Origin of the sequence: Pseudomonas migulae, from assembly GCF_043225285.1 — a bacterium.
Taxonomy (GTDB): domain Bacteria; phylum Pseudomonadota; class Gammaproteobacteria; order Pseudomonadales; family Pseudomonadaceae; genus Aquipseudomonas; species Aquipseudomonas migulae_C.
The window spans coordinates 1,877,807-1,894,506 of record NZ_CP171224.1 but is presented as its reverse complement, the minus strand read 5'-3'; the positions used below and the strand labels follow the sequence as shown (position 1 = coordinate 1,894,506).

Here is a 16,700-nt window from a genome sequence, read left to right as displayed (position 1 = left end):
CTGGAGGGTTTTTTTTGCCCGGGATTATTTCCGCGCTTTGAGAATCACGAACTTCGGCGTGGCCGTCACTTGTTCGACACCACGGAACAACCGCGCCAGCTTGCTGTGATAACCCAGGTGGCGATTGCCGACGATGTACAGCGCACCGCCCACCACCAGCGCTTCCCGTGCCTGCTGGAACATCCGCCAGGCAAGAAAATCGCCCACCACTTGTTGCTGGTGAAACGGCGGATTGCACAGCACCACGTCCAGCGATTGTGCGTCCTGCCCGGCCAGACCGTCGCCGGCACGTACGATCACGTCCCGATCCCCCAGCGCCGCGCGCCAGTTCTCGGCGGCCGACTGCACCGCCATGAACGATTCGTCCACCAGCGTGTAGTGTGCCTCCGGGTTTTGCAGGGCGCTGGCGATGGCCAACACGCCGTTACCGCAACCAAGGTCGGCGACCCGCGCCGCGCCGAGGTTTTTCGGCAAGTGCGGCAGGAACGCCCGGGTGCCGATGTCTAGACCTTCCCGGCAAAACACGTTGGCGTGGTTGAGCAGTTCGATGGCCGGCGAGTCGAGTCGATAGCGGGTCGGGTAGGGCGACGTCGCGGGCGCTTTGGCTTCCGCCGTGGCGATCAACAGTCGAGCTTTCTTCACCGCCAATGAGGCCTGCACCGGGCCGATGTAGCGTTCCAGCAAATCCCCGGCCGCCCGTGGCAGATGCTTGATCATGGCTCCGGCAATCACCTGGGCGCCGGGTGCCAGTTGGTCTTGCAGGCGGATCAGTTGCTCTTCCAGCAGTGCCAGGGTTTTCGGCACCCGGATCAATACCCGGTCAAACGGGCCGGTGAACGCTTCGCTGGCAGGAACGCTCGGCACGGCATCAAATGCCTGGCCATTGCGGATCAGGTTCTTTTCCAGGCCCAGCAACGCCAGGAACGAGTCGCCACTGCTGGTGACCTGGACCTTGCCCGCCAGGCTGGCGGCCAGCGCGCCAAAACTGTCATTGAGCACCAGAACGCGCGTCTCCGCAGACGGTTGTTGTTCAGCCAGATGGCTGAGCAGGTATTCATCGGCGGCATCAAACGCTTGCAGCGGTTCGTTCTGCTGTTCGGGCTGGCGGATCAGGTCGAGTCGGGCGAAGGGCGTTTCGAGCAAAGGCATGGGGCGGGGCTCTGGGTAATCAACGGGTGTCCCGCGGCCCAGGGGCGTTGTAGCGGGCGAGGCCGTCCGAGTGTACTGCGTCGTGGAACTTCACACGTCATCACTCAGGAGGGGCTGCAAATGGTACGTTTTTTTCTCTTGGATTACCCGTGGCTTTTAACGGATCAACGGATCGAGTTGCTGTTGAGGTAGCCGGCCTGGATGGCCGCAATGATCGCCGAAATCTTGTTGCACACACCGAGTTTCTCTATGCAGCTCTGCGTGTGGAAATGCACGGTGCGCGGACTGAGGTTGAGAATTCTGGCGCTCTGTTCGGCGGTCTTGCCCGTTGCTGCCAGTTCCAGCACGGCTATTTCGCGAGGCGACAAATGCGGCGGCGGTCGTTTCATCGCCGGCTTGGGGAGTGACCGTACGACCAGTGCGTGCAAGTGATGAGCGATGAAAATCGAGAACCCGAGGTGTTCGTACAGCTCCAATGCCGTGAGTGGTTCACGGCTTCCAGCCAGGCTCAAAATGCTGCAGTGGCCACCTTCGTTGTCATGTACGGATTGTGACCAGCCGTGCTGCAAGCCCTGTTCAACGAGTGCATCCCACAGCCACGGCACCTCGGAGTAAACAGTCTTGCTCAACAAAATCGGCATCATGCTTTGATGGCAGTGGGCTACTACCGGATCCACTTCGCTCAGTTTTTTTGTTCATATTCCTTGTTCCATTCAGCGGGGAAATTGTTACGTCGAATAGTGCAGGGGTGGTTGTTTTTTGTTTGATAAGTAGTTGAAAAAGCGAAAAATTTAAAGCCGATATTATTCGCGAATTCAAGAGCGTTCGAGTACGCGGAATCAATATCCGTCGTGCGCGAAAGTAGTTCAAGTTGCGACTCCTTCCACGGCTCCATGATGTATCTCCACTATTTTGTTTCTTTGGGGGGTGCCTGTTGGATCCGAGATCCTGCACGGGGTCGAGTGTAGGACGATTCCTATGGAGATATGATATTTTTTTGCTGTTTTAATCTTTAAAAATTAAATATCCGGTTCTAATAAAATACCGTTCACGATATGTCGACTTTAATGTTATTGAGTGTTTTATAAGTGTGCTAACTAAATGGTGCATGTAATAGTTAATGCTTTTTAATCTTGTTGAGAGGCTAACGCTAAAGGCATTACAAATCGTCGGTGTTTAACCGGCGAGCTTTGCGGGACACTGGAGGCACCTGTTCAATGGAGCGCCCCATGACTGCCAGCGCAGAAAAATTCACCCGCCAGACCCTGCTCGACGTCCAACCACTGACTCCGAGCCTGTTCACCCTGCGCACGACACGGGATCCGGGTTTTCGTTTTCGTGCCGGGCAGTTCGCCCGGTTGGGAGTCACAAAGGCTGATGGCAGTACAGTGTGGCGTGCCTATTCCATGGTCTCCTCACCTTACGACGAGTTCCTCGAGTTCTTTTCCATTGTGGTGCCGGGGGGCGAGTTCACCAGTGAGCTGAGCCGGCTGGGCGTGGGCGATACCTTGCTGGTCGACCGCCAGGCCTTTGGTTACCTGACGCTTGACCGTTTTGTCGACGGTCGCGATCTCTGGTTGTTATCCACAGGCACCGGCGTGGCGCCGTTCCTGTCGATCCTGCAGGACTTCGAAGTCTGGGAGCGGTTTGAACGAATCATTTTGGTCTACAGCGCCCGTGAAGTGCGGGAACTGGCGTATCAGGAACTGATCGCGGGGTTGGCGCAACGTGACTACCTGGCCGAATACGCGCACAAACTGCAGTTTATCCCCGCTGTCACGCGCGAGGCGCATCTGGGGGCGTTGAACGGGCGCATCACCACGCTGATCGAGACGGGCGAACTCGAGCGAATCGCGGGTGTAGCGCTGACGGCCGAGCATTCGCGGGTCATGCTCTGTGGCAATCCGCAGATGATCGATGACACACGCAAGCTGCTCAAGCAGCGCGACATGCACCTGAGCCTCAGTCGGCGTCCAGGGCAGGTAGCGGTGGAAAACTACTGGTAAAAAAACGGCGCCCGAAGGCGCCGTTTTCGCATGCAGCCAGTCACTGAGGCCGATTGTTCTGGGCCTTCAGCAGATCGCGGATCTCGCCCAGGAGTTCTTCTTCCTTGGTTGGAACAGGCGGCAGGGTAGGTGCTACGGCCTCCTCGCGCTTCAAGCGGTTAATGGCTTTGACGCCCATGAAGATCGCAAACGCGACGATGATGAAGTCGATCATGCTCTGGATGAATTTGCCGTAAGCCAGCACCACGGCGGGGGTGTCACCGCTGGCGGCCTTGAGTGTGATGGCCAGGTCACTGAAATCCACCCCGCCGATCAGCAGGCCGATGGGAGGCATGACTACGTCGCCGACGAACGATGAAACGATCTTGCCGAAGGCGGCACCGATGATGATACCGACGGCCATGTCGACCACATTGCCTTTGACCGCGAAGGCCTTGAACTCACTGATCACGCCCATAGGTTATTTCCTTGTTACAGATGAGGTTGGTAACACAGTGTAAGTCAGCCACAGCCTTCTCGCTCGACACAACTGCTTACGGAGCTTGCCTGCAATCGACTGGGGCAGCGGAGAAAAGTTTACAAAACCATCGTTTCTGCACGGATTGCTCCTGCTGATCTGGCCATTTTGAGTCGCACTTCCTATCCTTGTGGGCATTCTTTCTGTCCTTGTTTGACGTGCCAGCTGCAAATGAGGCGCACTTGATTTCAGAACGGAAAAGTTGGTGGTTGCATGAGCAATAGTTGTTCTTGAGTTTTACATTGTCACATCTGATGTATAACTCTATCGCCTGCTATTAGTTGTCATTCTTACGGGGGTAGCAAAGTGCTGTTATTTTTTTGAATGGTGGCGTGATGAGTTAAGTTGTACGTTTTTTAGCGGAAGTATAAAGGGTTTGTACAAGTTCTAGTTTAAATGATGGGTCACCTTTGATGGTCCACAGGCATGTCAATGTGCAAAGTTGTACAAGTTTGTGAGATATCGCTCGACCTTTGGATTTCCCGCTCATCTCATAGGTGACAGGAAAGTTCATCAGGTAACTGCTTTACGCTGATCCGCCCCAGCTGAGCTATCATCGCGTTTTTTGCCGGGAGTTCCGATGGCCAAGGCCAAACGCATGTACGGCTGCACCGAGTGCGGCTCAACGTTCCCCAAGTGGGCCGGCCAGTGCGGAGAGTGCGGGGCCTGGAATACCTTGACCGAAACCATGGTCGAGAGCGGTGGTGCCGCAGCGCCCAGCGGTCGCACCGGCTGGACGGGGCAGCAGGCACAGATCAAGACCCTGGCTGAAGTCAGCGTCGAAGAAATTCCGCGCTTTTCCACTGCCTCCAGCGAACTCGACCGCGTGTTGGGAGGCGGGTTGGTGGATGGCTCGGTGGTACTGATCGGCGGTGACCCCGGCATCGGTAAATCAACCATCTTGTTGCAAACCTTGTGCAACCTCGCCAAGAGCATGCCGGCGCTTTACGTCACCGGTGAGGAATCCCAGCAGCAGGTGGCCATGCGCGCCCGGCGCCTGGGGTTGCCGCAGGATCAGCTGCGCGTCATGACCGAAACCTGCATCGAAACCATCATCGCCACGGCCCGGGTGGAAAAACCCAAGGTCATGGTGATCGACTCGATTCAGACGATCTTCACCGAACAACTGCAGTCGGCGCCGGGCGGGGTTTCCCAGGTTCGCGAGAGCGCAGCTTTGCTGGTGCGCTACGCCAAACAGAGTGGCACGGCGATTTTCCTGGTCGGTCACGTAACGAAAGAGGGCGCACTGGCCGGACCGCGAGTACTGGAGCACATGGTCGACACCGTGCTGTATTTCGAAGGCGAGTCCGATGGTCGTTTGCGTTTGCTGCGGGCGGTGAAGAACCGTTTCGGCGCGGTCAACGAACTGGGCGTGTTCGGCATGACCGACAAGGGCTTGAAGGAAGTGTCCAACCCGTCGGCAATTTTTCTGACCCGTGCCCAGGAAGAAGTCCCGGGCAGTGTGGTCATGGCGACGTGGGAAGGGACCCGGCCCATGCTGGTGGAAGTACAGGCACTGGTAGATGACAGCCACTTGGCCAATCCGCGTCGGGTCACGCTGGGGCTGGATCAGAATCGGCTGGCGATGTTGCTGGCGGTATTGCACCGGCATGGTGGCATTCCGACTCACGACCAGGACGTGTTCCTCAACGTGGTGGGCGGTGTGAAGGTGCTGGAAACCGCCTCCGACCTGGCGTTGATGGCCGCAGTCATGTCCAGCTTGCGCAACCGCCCTTTGCCCCACGATTTGCTGGTGTTTGGTGAAGTCGGTTTGTCCGGTGAGGTGCGCCCGGTACCCAGTGGTCAGGAGCGCTTGAAGGAGGCCGCCAAGCACGGTTTCAAACGGGCCATCGTGCCGAAGGGCAACGCCCCGAAAGAGGCGCCGCCGGGGTTGCAGATCATCGCAGTGACCCGTCTGGAACAGGCCCTCGACGCACTCTTCGAGTAAGCACAACCCCTTGTAGGAGCCGGCTTGCTGGCGATTGCGGTGGGTCAGCTACCAAATTTTTGGCTGGACAGACGCTATCGTCGGAACGCCGCCCGCAGCAAGCCGGCTCCTACACAAGTGAGGTCACACTTCTATCAGCGCACCCAACTCGCGCTCCAGCTCCCGCTGATCCCCCAGATTGAGCTCGATCAACCGCCGCAGCCGTTCAATGGATTCCAGGCTTATGTATCGGCAAACGAAACCCAAATGGCGGGGATCGTCGTGCTTCAGTTGCACGTCCATCTTGATGTCAAAATCGTTGCTGAGGTGAATGTCGACGGAAAAGATCTGTTTCGGGTCGCCCAGCCATGGCTCGGGCCGCTCGATCAGCAATCCCTTGAGCGACAGGTCAATCAGCTTCACTGGCCAGATGTACTCCCCCTGGCTCAACTCGGTTCGGGCATCGAACGCAATACGTTTGAAGCGGCGACGATCGGCAGGGTGTTCGCTCATGGCGTAATCCTCTGAATGTTCGCTGACTATAGACCCGCATTGTGAATGCCTGCCAGCCGGTGCAGGCGCCTAGACCAATGTCGGGGTATGGCCTTTGCCGTCAGGAGAGCTAAACTCGGGGTGGCTGTCTTTCTTGTCCACCCTGGCTGGAATAAAAAAATGAAAAATAATAATAGCCTGCTACGCCATCTACCCTGGCTGCTGCTGGCAATCGTAGGAGCGTGCGCCCTTGGCGTAGTGGCATTGCGCCGAGGCGAGGCAATCAACGCCTTGTGGATTGTGGTCGCTGCCGTGGCCATTTATCTGGTTGCGTACCGTTACTACAGTCTGTTCATCGCTAACAACGTGATGCAACTCGATCCGCGTCGGGCCACCCCCGCCGTGCTCAACAACGATGGTCTGGACTACGTCCCCACCAACAAACACATCCTCTTCGGTCACCACTTCGCGGCCATCGCCGGCGCGGGTCCGCTGGTCGGTCCGGTATTGGCGGCGCAAATGGGCTATCTGCCCGGCACGCTGTGGCTGATTGCCGGCGTGGTGCTGGCCGGTGCGGTTCAGGACTTCATGGTCCTGTTCATGTCCACCCGCCGCAACGGTCGTTCCCTGGGCGACATGGTCCGCGAAGAAATGGGCCGCATCCCCGGCACCATCGCGCTGTTCGGCTGCTTCCTGATCATGATCATCATCCTTGCGGTGCTGGCGCTGATCGTGGTCAAAGCCCTGGCCGAAAGCCCGTGGGGTATTTTCACGGTGATGGCGACCATCCCGATCGCGATGTTCATGGGCATCTACATGCGCTACATCCGCCCGGGCCGCATTGGCGAGATTTCGGTGATCGGCGTGTTGCTGCTGCTCGGTTCGATCTGGCTCGGCGGGCAGATTGCCGCTGATCCGGTCTGGGCCAAGGCTTTTACCTTCAATGGCGTGCAGATTACCTGGATGCTGGTCGGTTACGGTTTCGTGGCCGCCTCGTTACCGGTCTGGCTGATCCTGGCACCCCGTGACTACCTCTCCACGTTCCTGAAAATCGGCACCATCATTGCGCTGGCGATCGGTATCCTGATCACCACGCCTGAGCTGAAAATGCCGGCACTGACCCAGTTCATCGACGGCACCGGTCCGGTATGGAAGGGCGGTCTGTTCCCGTTCCTGTTCATCACCATCGCCTGTGGCGCGGTCTCGGGTTTCCACGCGCTGATCTCCTCCGGCACCACGCCGAAGTTGCTGGATAACGAAACCAACGCGCGCTACATCGGTTACGGCGGCATGTTGATGGAGTCGTTCGTGGCGATCATGGCCATGGTGGCTGCTTCGGTGATCGAGCCGGGCGTGTACTTCGCCATGAACAGCCCGGCTGCCGTTGTCGGTGGTGACGTGGTGGCTGTGGCGCAAACCGTCAGCAGCTGGGGCTTTGCAATTACCCCGGAAGCACTGCAAGCGGTGGCCAAGGACATCGGTGAAACCACCATCCTGGCCCGCGCCGGCGGTGCGCCGACCCTGGCGGTCGGTATCGCGCAGATCCTGCACAGTGTCCTGCCGGGTGAAAACACCATGGCGTTCTGGTACCACTTCGCGATCCTGTTCGAAGCGCTGTTCATCCTGACCGCAGTAGATGCCGGCACCCGTGCCGGACGCTTCATGCTCCAGGATTTGCTCGGCTCCTTCGTACCGGCGCTGAAACGCACCGAATCCTGGACCGCCAACCTGATCGCCACCGCCGGTTGTGTGGCGATGTGGGGCTGGTTGCTGTATCAGGGCGTGGTCGATCCGCTGGGTGGCATCAACACCTTGTGGCCACTGTTCGGCATCTCCAACCAGATGCTGGCCGGTATCGCGCTGATGCTCGCGACCGTTGTGCTGATCAAAATGAAACGCCAGCGCTACGTCTGGGTGACCATGCTGCCTGCGGTCTGGTTGCTGATTTGCACCACCACCGCCGGCTTCATCAAGCTGTTCGACGCCAACCCGGCGATCGGCTTCCTGTCGCTGGCGAAAAAATACAGCGATGCGCTGGCCAACGGTCAGATCCTCGCCCCGGCCAAGGACATCACTCAGATGCAACACGTGATCTTCAACGCCTACACCAACGCAACGCTGACGGCGCTGTTCCTGTTCGTGGTGTTCAGTATCCTGTTCTATGCGCTCAAGGTCGGCATTGCCGCCTGGGGTAAAAAAGAGCGTACGGATAAAGAATCGCCATTCCAGGCCCTGCCGGATGCGTGATCGAGGAGTGCAGCATGTTCAATGACCTGAGTCGCCTCGGTAAATACCTCGGTCAGGCCGCGCGCCTGATGGTCGGCATGCCCGACTACGACACTTACGTCGAGCACATGCAAAACAAGCACCCGGACAAACCGGTGATGAGCTACGAGATGTTCTTCCGGGAACGTCAGGAAGCCCGTTACGGTGGCAAGGGTGGGCCGAAGTGCTGTTGACCTGAAGTCAGGTTGACGCAATCCCCTGTGGGAGCGAGCCTGCTCGCGAAAGCGGTGTATCAGTCGACATTAATGTTGCCTGACACGACCTTCGCGAGCAGGCTCGCTCCCACATTTGTTTTTGTGTTGATTTCTAATTTTGCGAAACAGGAGATACCAGTTGTCCTCTCCAATCCCGGTCACGATCCTCAGCGGCTTCCTCGGCGCCGGCAAGACCACACTGTTGCGCCACCTGCTCAAAGCCGAGCACGGCCTGAAAATCGCCGTGATCGAAAACGAATTCAGTGACGCCGGTATCGACACCCAGCTGTTGGGCGACGAGCCGGTGCAAGTGATGACGCTGTCCAACGGCTGCGTCTGCTGCACCATTCACACGGACCTGACCAAGGCGCTTTACCTGTTGCTCGAGCGCTTGGACAGCGGCGAAATCGCCTTCGACCGTCTGGTGATCGAATGCACGGGCCTGGCCGATCCGGCCCCGGTGGCGCAAACCTTTTTCATCGACGAGGAATTGCGCGAACGTTACATCCTCGACGGCATCATCACGCTGGTCGATGCGGCGCACGCCGACGTCCACCTGACCCAGACCATCGCCCAGGCGCAGATCGGTTTCGCCGACCGTTTGCTGGTGAGCAAGCGCGATCTGGTGGACGAACCGACCTTCACCGCGTTGAGCGAACGCCTGACCCGCATCAACCGTCGCGCGCCGATTCGCCTGGTCGACCATGGCCAGATCGATCTCGCCGAACTCCTCGACGTGCGCGGTTTCAACCTGAATGCCGACCTGGGTGGCGGGGTGAGTTTGCGCCCGGTGAGCAAAGCACCTTCCATCGACCGCATTTCCAGCCTGGTGCTGCGCACCGACAAACCGCTGGATATCGACAAGCTCAGCGAGTTCATGAACGAACTGCTGGAAGACCACGGCAAGCAATTGCTGCGCTACAAAGGTGTGCTGAACATTCTTGGCGAGCCGCGGCGCATGGTGTTCCAGGGGGTGCTGAAGCTGTACGGTTTCGATTGGGATACGGAGTGGGCGGAAGGCGAAACACGGGAAAGCGTGATCGTGTTTATTGCCGATGATTTGCCGGAGGAGAAGATTCGCGAGGGGTTTGCGCGGGTGGCGGCAGACTAATACATCGGCGACAGATATGACGCCATCGCGGGCAAGCCCGCTCCCACAGGTTTAGTGGTCGGGAATAGAACCGAAAAACACCAAAGATCACTGTAGGAGCGGGCTTGCCCGCGATGGCTATTCAACTGGCAACACGATTCCGGCTCAGACGCGGTCCTGAGTTCAGCAATACTTCCTCCAGCTCATCCAGATGCCGATTCAGCAATGTGACCGCACTCACCGCATCCCCACGCTCCACCGCCTCCAGAATTCCGGCATGCACCCGCCAATCGCAATAACCCTCCGCCGACACATCAAACTGCGCAATCGCCAGTGAGGTCAGCGGCACAAGGCTGCCAAGAAAATGCGTCATCGGCGCATTCCCCGCCATCTCCGCCAACTGCAAATGGAACATCCCCGCCAACCGGATCGCCGCGCCACGTGTCGTGCATCGACGCTCGCTATCGATCAGCCCGCGCAGACGTTCCAGGTTTTGCAGCCGGGATTGCTGACATGCCAATTGCAGCACCATGGTTTCGCTCAGGCGCCGCGCATGCAGGGTCTGTCGGGTTTGTTCGCTATCGAGCAGGGCAACGCGGGGGCGATGTTGGGTGCGCAGCACGATGATCTGTTGATGGGACAGTTGCATCAACACCCCGCGAATCTCGCTGCGGCGAGCGCCGAACAGTTGCGCCAGGCTGTCTTCCGTAAAGCGACTGCTCGCCTGCAGGCGCTGTTCGAGAATGGCGTCGAACACCCGCGAGTAGAGATCCTCCGCCAGCGGGGAAAAGGGCAGGGCAACGAGCGTTTTTGCTGAGGCGAAGCTGTTCATGGCCTGTCTCCGGTTGCAAGAGGTTTCAACTGCCGAGGTTGTCGTCCGGGATGTTCAATTCGATGCCCATCCGCTGGCCTTCACGCAGGATGTGCCGACGCATTTCGGCACTGGCCTGGGCGCTGTTCTTGCTGCGGATCGCGCGTACCACGGCTTCGTTTTCTTCAAGGCGTTCGGCCAGATGCTCCGGAGAGTTGCGCAGCACCTCGGCACTTTGCTTGAGGGCGTTGCCGGTCTGCTGCACCACGCTCTGGAAAATCGGGTTGGACGTCAGCGCGAACAGTTCTTCGTGGAACGCGATGTAGGCGTTGGCCCCGGCCTCGCTGTCATTGGCCTCCAAGGCTTCGCGCATGTCCATGAGGGTCAGGCGCAGTTGCCCGACTTCCTTGCTGCTGATCGATTGCGCGACCAGGCCGACGATAAATGGCTCAAGGGTGTAGCGCAGTTGCAGCACATCTTCCAGGCTCGCACCGGCCACCGCGCTGTCGTGGCTTTGACTGTCGCTGAGGTGGGCGTCGAGCACCACCACGCCTTTGCCGGGCATCGAACGCACCAGGCCGAGGGTTTCCAGCACGATCACCGCTTCGCGCAGGCTCGGGCGGCTGATGCCCAGTTGTTCGGCCAGTTCGCGCTGCCCCGGCAGCATTTCGCCAGAGCGCCACTGACCACGGGCCAGCGCGGCCCGAAGTTTTTCTACCACTGAATTTACGACGGTTGACGAGGTAATCACTGTCCGCTCCAAGTCGCGATAAATGTGCCCGCCCGTGGGCAGGCACAGGTTGTTTTTAAAATTCCTGCTGGTGCGCCGGCGCCACCGGTTTTCTCGGCTGGAAGGTATAACCCACCTGACCGGAAAGCACTTTGTTCGCACGTTGGATATCGATGTCCTTTTCCCAGCGCGCGATGGCCACGGTGGCGACGCAGTTGCCGATCAGGTTGGTCAGCGCCCGGCCAATGCCCATGAACCAGTCCACAGCGAGTACCAGCACCAGCCCGACCACAGGAATCGCCGGGATTGCCGTCAGCGTCGCCGCCAGAATCACCAACGCCGAGCCGGGAATCCCGTGGGCGCCTTTGGAGGTGATCAACGACACCAGCAAAATCGTCAGCAGATCGGTCATGGCCAGCGGCGTGCCGGTGGCATTGGCGATGAAGACAATCGCGAGGGTCAGGTAGATCGAGAAACCGTCGAGGTTGAAGGAGTAACCGGTGGGAATCACCAGGCCCACCGTCGAACTGCCGATGCCCAGGTGTTCGAGCTTGCGCATGATTTGTGGCAGCACCGCATCGGAAGAAGCCGTGCCCATGACGATCATCAGTTCTTCGCGCAGGTATTTCAGCAGCGGCCACATGCGCAGGCCGGACAGGCGCATCACCAGGCCAAGGATCAGTGTCACGAACGCCACGCAGGTCAGGTAAAACAGGCCGACCAGGCTGCCCAGGTGTTGCAGGGAATCGAGGCCATATTTGCTGGTGGTGAATGCGATTGCGCCGAACACGCCGATCGGCGCCAGGCGCACGATCATGCCCATGATGCGGAAGATCACGTGGCTCAGCTCATTGATCAGCCGGGAAATGCCCGATGCCGCTTCGCCCACCAGGTTCAGCGCGCTGCCGAACAACACGGAAAACAGCAGCACTTGCAGGATGTTGTTGTCGGCGAACGCACCGATCACGGAGGTCGGAATCAGGTCCATCAGGAACTGCGTGGTGGTGTGCATGTGCTGGCCGCGCTGGGCAATGTCGCCCATGTCGGCGGCAGACAGTTGCTCCAGATGAATATTCGCGCCGCTGCCGATGCCGGTACTGAACGCAAACACCAGGCCGATCACCAGTGCGATGGTAGTCAGCACTTCGAAATAGATCACCGACTTCAAGCCGATGCGTCCGACCTTCTTCAGGTCGCCGGCACCGCTGATGCCGCTGACCACCACGCAGAACACGATCAGGCCGATGAGCATCTTGATCAGCTTGATGAAGCCGTCACCGAGGGGTTTGAGTTGGGCGGAGTATTCGGGGAGGGTCAGCCCGCAGACGATGCCGAGCACCAGTCCGAGAACCACTTGAAGGAAGATTGAACGCGAGCACCATCTGAGCATGGGAGGAATCCTGGTCGGTGTCCTGGCTGCCGTGCGCTGTGCGCATCAGATTCAGGACTTAATTATTGTGGTCTTACCGGTATGTCCAGTGCAGGCGCAGTCTACGCCCGGTTTTTTTGCATTTACAAGGGGGAATCGAAAAATTGGCATGACCGGTCTGACCAGTGGTGCCTGAGTGGCATAGGGTTTATCGGTGCTAGCGGCCATGGAGTAATGCAAGCCTCAACGGAATAACGTCAACCGGTGGGCGTCGTTTGATTTTCAGGGGCATCAGGTTGTAAACGGATATTAAATTGCATTCGCGCAAGTTTTAACTGAATCAAATGGCAGTGTGTGAATTGATTATGAAATCGTGTTTTTGCAACATGAAGAAAGCAATGAAAGTTTAAGTTTTGTTGGTTTTGCCTGCCGTGGGTGTGTTCGAGTTTTACAAGTTGTTTAGGGGGCAGGGACTTGTGTGATTGGATGTGGTTGCGACAGAGCGTCGTTATCTTATGTTGTTCTTAGTATTTTGTTTCATTTGAACGGAGATTAAAGTCGCTAGTAGATGATAATTTTGATTTTCGCCACCTAAGGCGAATAACTTTTTATCAGGAGATACTACATGCAAGAACTAATCATGGATCTGTCCGGAGAGTTTGGTGCGGATTTCCAGTCCTATGTGAATTCTGGTAGCGCGATTGTTGTAGCGGAAGTGGGTTGTGAAACCACTCTTAGTTGTTCGACCCTGGGCTGCACCGTCCTCGGCTGCTGCATCCCGTAATGACAAAGGGCGGGCCTTGGCCCGCCCTGCTTCCCGCAAGTGTCCGGTATTGGCCAATTTTCTGAGTGTCGAGTAAACATCATGAGCGCAGCAAAAGCGCACGAATATGACGCATTGAGCAAAATGATCGATCTTCTGCATAAGGAAGATAAAGCTGTTCAATATTATTTTGGTGTCGATAGAAAGACGTTGCTGGAAGAATATCGCAATGCATTGTTTTCCGGTGAGACTATGCATTCTGCGGTGGGTGACGAGTTTCAGGCGGCAGTTAAATTAGTTGTTTCATTGTTGTCGGGGGATGAGGTTGAGCGAGTTTCATTTGGCAAATTTTGTGCTCGCTGGTATGAATTTCTAAAGCATGTTTTTGAAAGTGATGCCAGATACGAGTCCGTCTGTAGCTGGATTGATGTCGATACATTCCTATCAAGTATTCGCACTCATGTGACTGTACTGGTTAAAAGTCTCTCGGAAAAGTCGCTGGTCCATTATCTGAATAGCCGGATAGCTGATGGCGATGAACTTGACCCGGAAACTCTTGATCAGGAGCTGGCTGGCGAAGGGCTGGGCCCCTTCCTCAACTCATATCCCGTATTGACACGTTTACTGGTGGCGCGGATCGAGGATACGGCGGCGTACCTGTACAAAATCCTCAAGTGTTTGGCCGTTGATTTTCCAGCGCTCAAGAACACCTTTGCCTTGTCGCACCAGCGCATCGACGCCATTTCCCTGGGGCTCGGAGATGCCCACGCCAACGGCGAAACCGTCTGTTGCGTGCGGATCGGCAACCAGGAGCTGATCTTCAAGCCAAGAAGCAACCGTGAAGCGTTGTTTTACACGGCTTTGCTCGAGCAATTGCGGACGCAGACTGACAACAGCTGCTTCGCCATCCATGCACCGTTGATGGTTTCTCTGGATGATCACTGCTGGATCGAAAAAATTGAAAATGTTCCCTGCCAGACTGAAGGTGAGTTATCGCTCTTCTTTCAGCGTCTTGGGGCTCAGGTTGCGGTCATCCATGCCTTGAACGGCATCGACTTTCATTACGAAAACATCATTGCCTGTGGCAGCAGTCCGGTCATGATCGATCTGGAATGCCTGTTCACACCAGCCATGGTCGATTTAAAGGTCGATGTGCCCCATGGCCGGGCGTTGTTCCAGATCATCAAACTCAACAGCCAGTCGGTGTTTACCACCGGTTTTGTGCCTAACTCAGCGGGTTCGGAGAACGATCAGAGCGGGCTGACCCGGCAGCAACAGTTCGTCGCCAGCAGAAAACAGCTGGTTCTTCAGGATGGCTTTTATCGCTTGCAGGTGCATGAAGTCGACAGCCGTCCGATGATGCGACACCTGCCTGTTTTTGCCGACGAAACGCGTTCAGTCACAGACTACCGCGGCGCTTTTTTCTGTGGTTTTGAGCAGGGTTACGATGAAGTCGTTAACCGCCGCGACGAAATACTCGAATTGCTGGAAAAACATGCCGAAGGGTTGAAGTCCCGGGTGCTGATCAAGAATACCCAACGCTACGCAGACTTCATCGCAATGATGAGTCATCCGCGTTTTACCCAATGCCAGATGAAGCATGATCTTCTGCTGGCAACCTTATGGTCCGATCTCGGCGACGAGCTCATTGAGCACGACATCCCACGGCACGAGATCAACGACCTGAAGAAGGCAAATTTCCCGAGCTTCACTCAATCATTGCTCTCCAATTGTTTGCTCAACGCCCATGGGCGGACCGTTACTCATTTGCCTATCGAGCGGCCCTTCGAGAGCTGCCGACGCAAGCTGGAAATGCTGTCCCCCAAAGACAAGGCGTTTCAGATTCATATATTGCAGGCGTGTCTGGTGCCCGGCGCCAGGGAGTCACTTGATCGTAGCCATCATCTGCTAGCCGTCCCTGATCTCGGCCGCGAGCAGTATCTTGACGGTGCGATGCGCATTGCCCGGGTCATTGAAAAAAACCGCATAGAAGGTGAAGCAGGCGATGTTGGCTGGACATTCATGGATACGCATCCACGAACCCGCCGCAATTTCATCACACACATGGGCAACAGCTTGTACAACGGAATGGGGGGGCTGGCGCTTTTTTACCTGAGCCTGTTCCGGGTCAGTGGAGCGACGCGCTATCGGGATGAAGCCGAGCGAATCCTGGGTGCGATACACCAGTCCCAGGAGCATTTCCCGAACAAGCTGGCAGTCAGTGCGTACCTCGGTCTGACGTCCTATCTGTATGTATTGGTCAATTATGAGCTGATGACTGGCCGCAAGACCTATCAGGCAACAGTCGAAGAATTGCTGGTTAAACTCGCGGATTTTCCACGCGAAGACGACGAGTTCGATTTCGTTCAGGGCTGGTGTGGCGCTCTCACAGTTCTGGTGAATCTTTATCAGCTCCAAGAGCGTGAAGCATTGCGCGCCCTGATTGAAAAGCTCTCCCATGCCATTCAATCGGCACTGGTGCTGGACAACGGAACACTGCTGCTCAATTCAACGGCCAAACCGCTGTGGACTGGTTTTTCTCATGGCATCGCCGGGGTTTTGCAGGCCATCGGCAAGGCGTGGGAGGTCACGAAAGATCCGTTGCTTGCCGAGTTGATTACGCAGTGGGTGCAGGCAGAAAACCGCCTGACGGTGGATGGTTTCTGGCTTGATCTCCGGGAAAACGCGCAGTCGGCGTCCCTTTCGAAGTGGTGTCATGGCGACGGCGGTATTCTCCTTTCCCGGCATTGGCTGGCTCAAGCGATGGGGCCCGCGCTGGACGCCGAAAACAGAACAGTGCTCGAGCAGGATGTCGAACGCTGCGAGCGCCATTTGTGGGAGCAGGGCCTGGGGTCTGGTTACAGCCTGTGCCATGGTGATTTTGGCAATCTGATGTGCCTGCTCAAACTCTATCGCGACACAAGCAATGAACAGGGCATTGCGAAGGTAAACCGCGCACTCTCCCAAGTGGCTCACAATTTTTTCAAGGAAAATTTCCTGGATGAGCACACCATTCCCGACCTGGGCCTGATGCTCGGCATCACGGGTGTCGGTCAGGCTCTATTGCAGGCCGTGGATGCCGGTTTGCCGGATGTGTTGTCGCTGGATTTCGCGAGACCGATACCTATCTGAGCAACAAAACCTGGACGAAAAAAATCGGCTATTACTGGCTAGGCGATCACTCAAGTCTTCTTGCTTAGTATTTGGCCGCAAGAAACCACAATACGATGCCTGAACTGGCATCGGATTTTCTATGTGCCTTGCGATGGAACTGGAACTGATCTGCTACTTCGCCACTACTCCAATCAATCGCAGAAATGTGCTCGTGAAGTGTGATTTTGTTTATTGCTGATGATTTGCTCTGAG

The 16,700-nt window shown here is 56.9% G+C and carries 13 protein-coding genes and 1 pseudogene; 7 read left to right on the top strand and 7 right to left on the bottom strand.

Annotation, left to right across the window (positions count from 1 at the left end; translation table 11 throughout):
* Positions 1–24 precede the first annotated feature (24 nt).
* The gene (locus ACF6ZU_RS08760) at positions 25–1,149 is read right to left on the bottom strand and encodes a methyltransferase (RefSeq protein WP_392891598.1); all 1,125 of its coding nucleotides are present in this window, start codon (positions 1,147–1,149) and stop codon (positions 25–27) included.
* Positions 1,150–1,313: 164 nt separating this feature from the next.
* Positions 1,314–2,044, bottom strand: a pseudogene (locus ACF6ZU_RS08755) (autoinducer binding domain-containing protein).
* A 334-nt stretch (positions 2,045–2,378) separates the two neighbouring features.
* On the opposite strand from ACF6ZU_RS08755, the gene ACF6ZU_RS08750 reads away from it, so the two are divergent.
* A complete protein-coding gene (locus ACF6ZU_RS08750) occupies positions 2,379–3,155 on the top strand; it encodes a ferredoxin--NADP reductase (protein ID WP_392891597.1) in 777 nt (258 codons plus the stop codon).
* 40 nt (positions 3,156–3,195) lie between these two features.
* Here the strand turns inward: ACF6ZU_RS08750 and mscL are convergent, their stop codons facing one another.
* Positions 3,196–3,612, bottom strand: a complete 417-nt coding sequence (mscL, locus tag ACF6ZU_RS08745) for a large-conductance mechanosensitive channel protein MscL (protein ID WP_392891595.1) — start codon at positions 3,610–3,612, stop codon at positions 3,196–3,198.
* A gap of 640 nt (positions 3,613–4,252) precedes the next feature.
* Here mscL and radA point away from each other — a divergent pair.
* Positions 4,253–5,620: a DNA repair protein RadA gene (radA, locus tag ACF6ZU_RS08740; protein ID WP_008040321.1), complete on the top strand. Its 1,368-nt coding sequence runs from the start codon at positions 4,253–4,255 to the stop codon at positions 5,618–5,620.
* A 123-nt stretch (positions 5,621–5,743) separates the two neighbouring features.
* Here radA and ACF6ZU_RS08735 read toward each other — a convergent pair whose 3' ends face one another.
* The gene (locus ACF6ZU_RS08735) at positions 5,744–6,112 is read right to left on the bottom strand and encodes a PilZ domain-containing protein (protein ID WP_392891592.1); all 369 of its coding nucleotides are present in this window, start codon (positions 6,110–6,112) and stop codon (positions 5,744–5,746) included.
* Positions 6,113–6,271: 159 nt separating this feature from the next.
* Between ACF6ZU_RS08735 and ACF6ZU_RS08730 the strand changes: the two genes are divergently transcribed.
* From ACF6ZU_RS08730 to yjiA, 3 genes are all read left to right on the top strand, one after another.
* On the top strand, positions 6,272–8,338 hold the full coding sequence (locus tag ACF6ZU_RS08730) for a carbon starvation CstA family protein (protein WP_392891590.1): 2,067 nt from the start codon (positions 6,272–6,274) through the stop codon (positions 8,336–8,338).
* A gap of 14 nt (positions 8,339–8,352) precedes the next feature.
* A complete protein-coding gene (locus tag ACF6ZU_RS08725; protein WP_042561171.1) occupies positions 8,353–8,550 on the top strand; it encodes a YbdD/YjiX family protein in 198 nt (65 codons plus the stop codon).
* Between the two features lie 160 nt (positions 8,551–8,710).
* Positions 8,711–9,682 (top strand): GTPase, encoded by a 972-nt coding sequence (yjiA, locus tag ACF6ZU_RS08720; RefSeq protein ID WP_392891588.1) that lies wholly within the window; start codon positions 8,711–8,713, stop codon positions 9,680–9,682.
* Positions 9,683–9,803: 121 nt separating this feature from the next.
* Here the strand turns inward: yjiA and ACF6ZU_RS08715 are convergent, their stop codons facing one another.
* The 3 genes from ACF6ZU_RS08715 to ACF6ZU_RS08705 are packed head-to-tail and all read right to left on the bottom strand — an operon-like array spanning position 9,804 to position 12,592.
* The gene (locus ACF6ZU_RS08715) at positions 9,804–10,493 is read right to left on the bottom strand and encodes a GntR family transcriptional regulator (protein WP_392891586.1); all 690 of its coding nucleotides are present in this window, start codon (positions 10,491–10,493) and stop codon (positions 9,804–9,806) included.
* Between the two features lie 25 nt (positions 10,494–10,518).
* Positions 10,519–11,223 carry a FadR/GntR family transcriptional regulator gene (locus ACF6ZU_RS08710; protein WP_392891584.1) on the bottom strand — a complete coding sequence of 235 codons (705 nt, stop codon included), beginning with the start codon at positions 11,221–11,223 and terminating at the stop codon, positions 10,519–10,521.
* 55 nt (positions 11,224–11,278) lie between these two features.
* Entirely contained in the window at positions 11,279–12,592 is a 1,314-nt protein-coding gene (locus ACF6ZU_RS08705; RefSeq protein ID WP_192418941.1) for a C4-dicarboxylate transporter DctA, read from the bottom strand.
* A 604-nt stretch (positions 12,593–13,196) separates the two neighbouring features.
* Here ACF6ZU_RS08705 and ACF6ZU_RS08700 point away from each other — a divergent pair.
* Positions 13,197–13,355 carry a hypothetical protein gene (locus tag ACF6ZU_RS08700; RefSeq protein ID WP_392891582.1) on the top strand — a complete coding sequence of 53 codons (159 nt, stop codon included), beginning with the start codon at positions 13,197–13,199 and terminating at the stop codon, positions 13,353–13,355.
* An 81-nt stretch (positions 13,356–13,436) separates the two neighbouring features.
* The gene (lanM, locus tag ACF6ZU_RS08695; protein ID WP_392891580.1) at positions 13,437–16,466 is read left to right on the top strand and encodes a type 2 lanthipeptide synthetase LanM; all 3,030 of its coding nucleotides are present in this window, start codon (positions 13,437–13,439) and stop codon (positions 16,464–16,466) included.
* The last annotated feature ends 234 nt before the right edge of the window (positions 16,467–16,700 follow it).

What these genes read in the sequence shown, in the direction of transcription:
- ACF6ZU_RS08735 (WP_392891592.1), bottom strand. Translation starts at nt 6,112, where the DNA reads ATGAGCGAACACCCTGCCGATCGTCGCCGCTTCAAACGTATTGCGTTC.
- ACF6ZU_RS08750 (WP_392891597.1), top strand. Translation starts at nt 2,379, where the DNA reads ATGACTGCCAGCGCAGAAAAATTCACCCGCCAGACCCTGCTCGACGTC.
- ACF6ZU_RS08715 (WP_392891586.1), bottom strand. Translation starts at nt 10,493, where the DNA reads ATGAACAGCTTCGCCTCAGCAAAAACGCTCGTTGCCCTGCCCTTTTCC.
- ACF6ZU_RS08760 (WP_392891598.1), bottom strand. Translation starts at nt 1,149, where the DNA reads ATGCCTTTGCTCGAAACGCCCTTCGCCCGACTCGACCTGATCCGCCAG.
- lanM (WP_392891580.1), top strand. Translation starts at nt 13,437, where the DNA reads ATGAGCGCAGCAAAAGCGCACGAATATGACGCATTGAGCAAAATGATC.
- ACF6ZU_RS08725 (WP_042561171.1), top strand. Translation starts at nt 8,353, where the DNA reads ATGTTCAATGACCTGAGTCGCCTCGGTAAATACCTCGGTCAGGCCGCG.
- ACF6ZU_RS08700 (WP_392891582.1), top strand. Translation starts at nt 13,197, where the DNA reads ATGCAAGAACTAATCATGGATCTGTCCGGAGAGTTTGGTGCGGATTTC.
- ACF6ZU_RS08730 (WP_392891590.1), top strand. Translation starts at nt 6,272, where the DNA reads ATGAAAAATAATAATAGCCTGCTACGCCATCTACCCTGGCTGCTGCTG.
- ACF6ZU_RS08705 (WP_192418941.1), bottom strand. Translation starts at nt 12,592, where the DNA reads ATGCTCAGATGGTGCTCGCGTTCAATCTTCCTTCAAGTGGTTCTCGGA.
- radA (WP_008040321.1), top strand. Translation starts at nt 4,253, where the DNA reads ATGGCCAAGGCCAAACGCATGTACGGCTGCACCGAGTGCGGCTCAACG.
- mscL (WP_392891595.1), bottom strand. Translation starts at nt 3,612, where the DNA reads ATGGGCGTGATCAGTGAGTTCAAGGCCTTCGCGGTCAAAGGCAATGTG.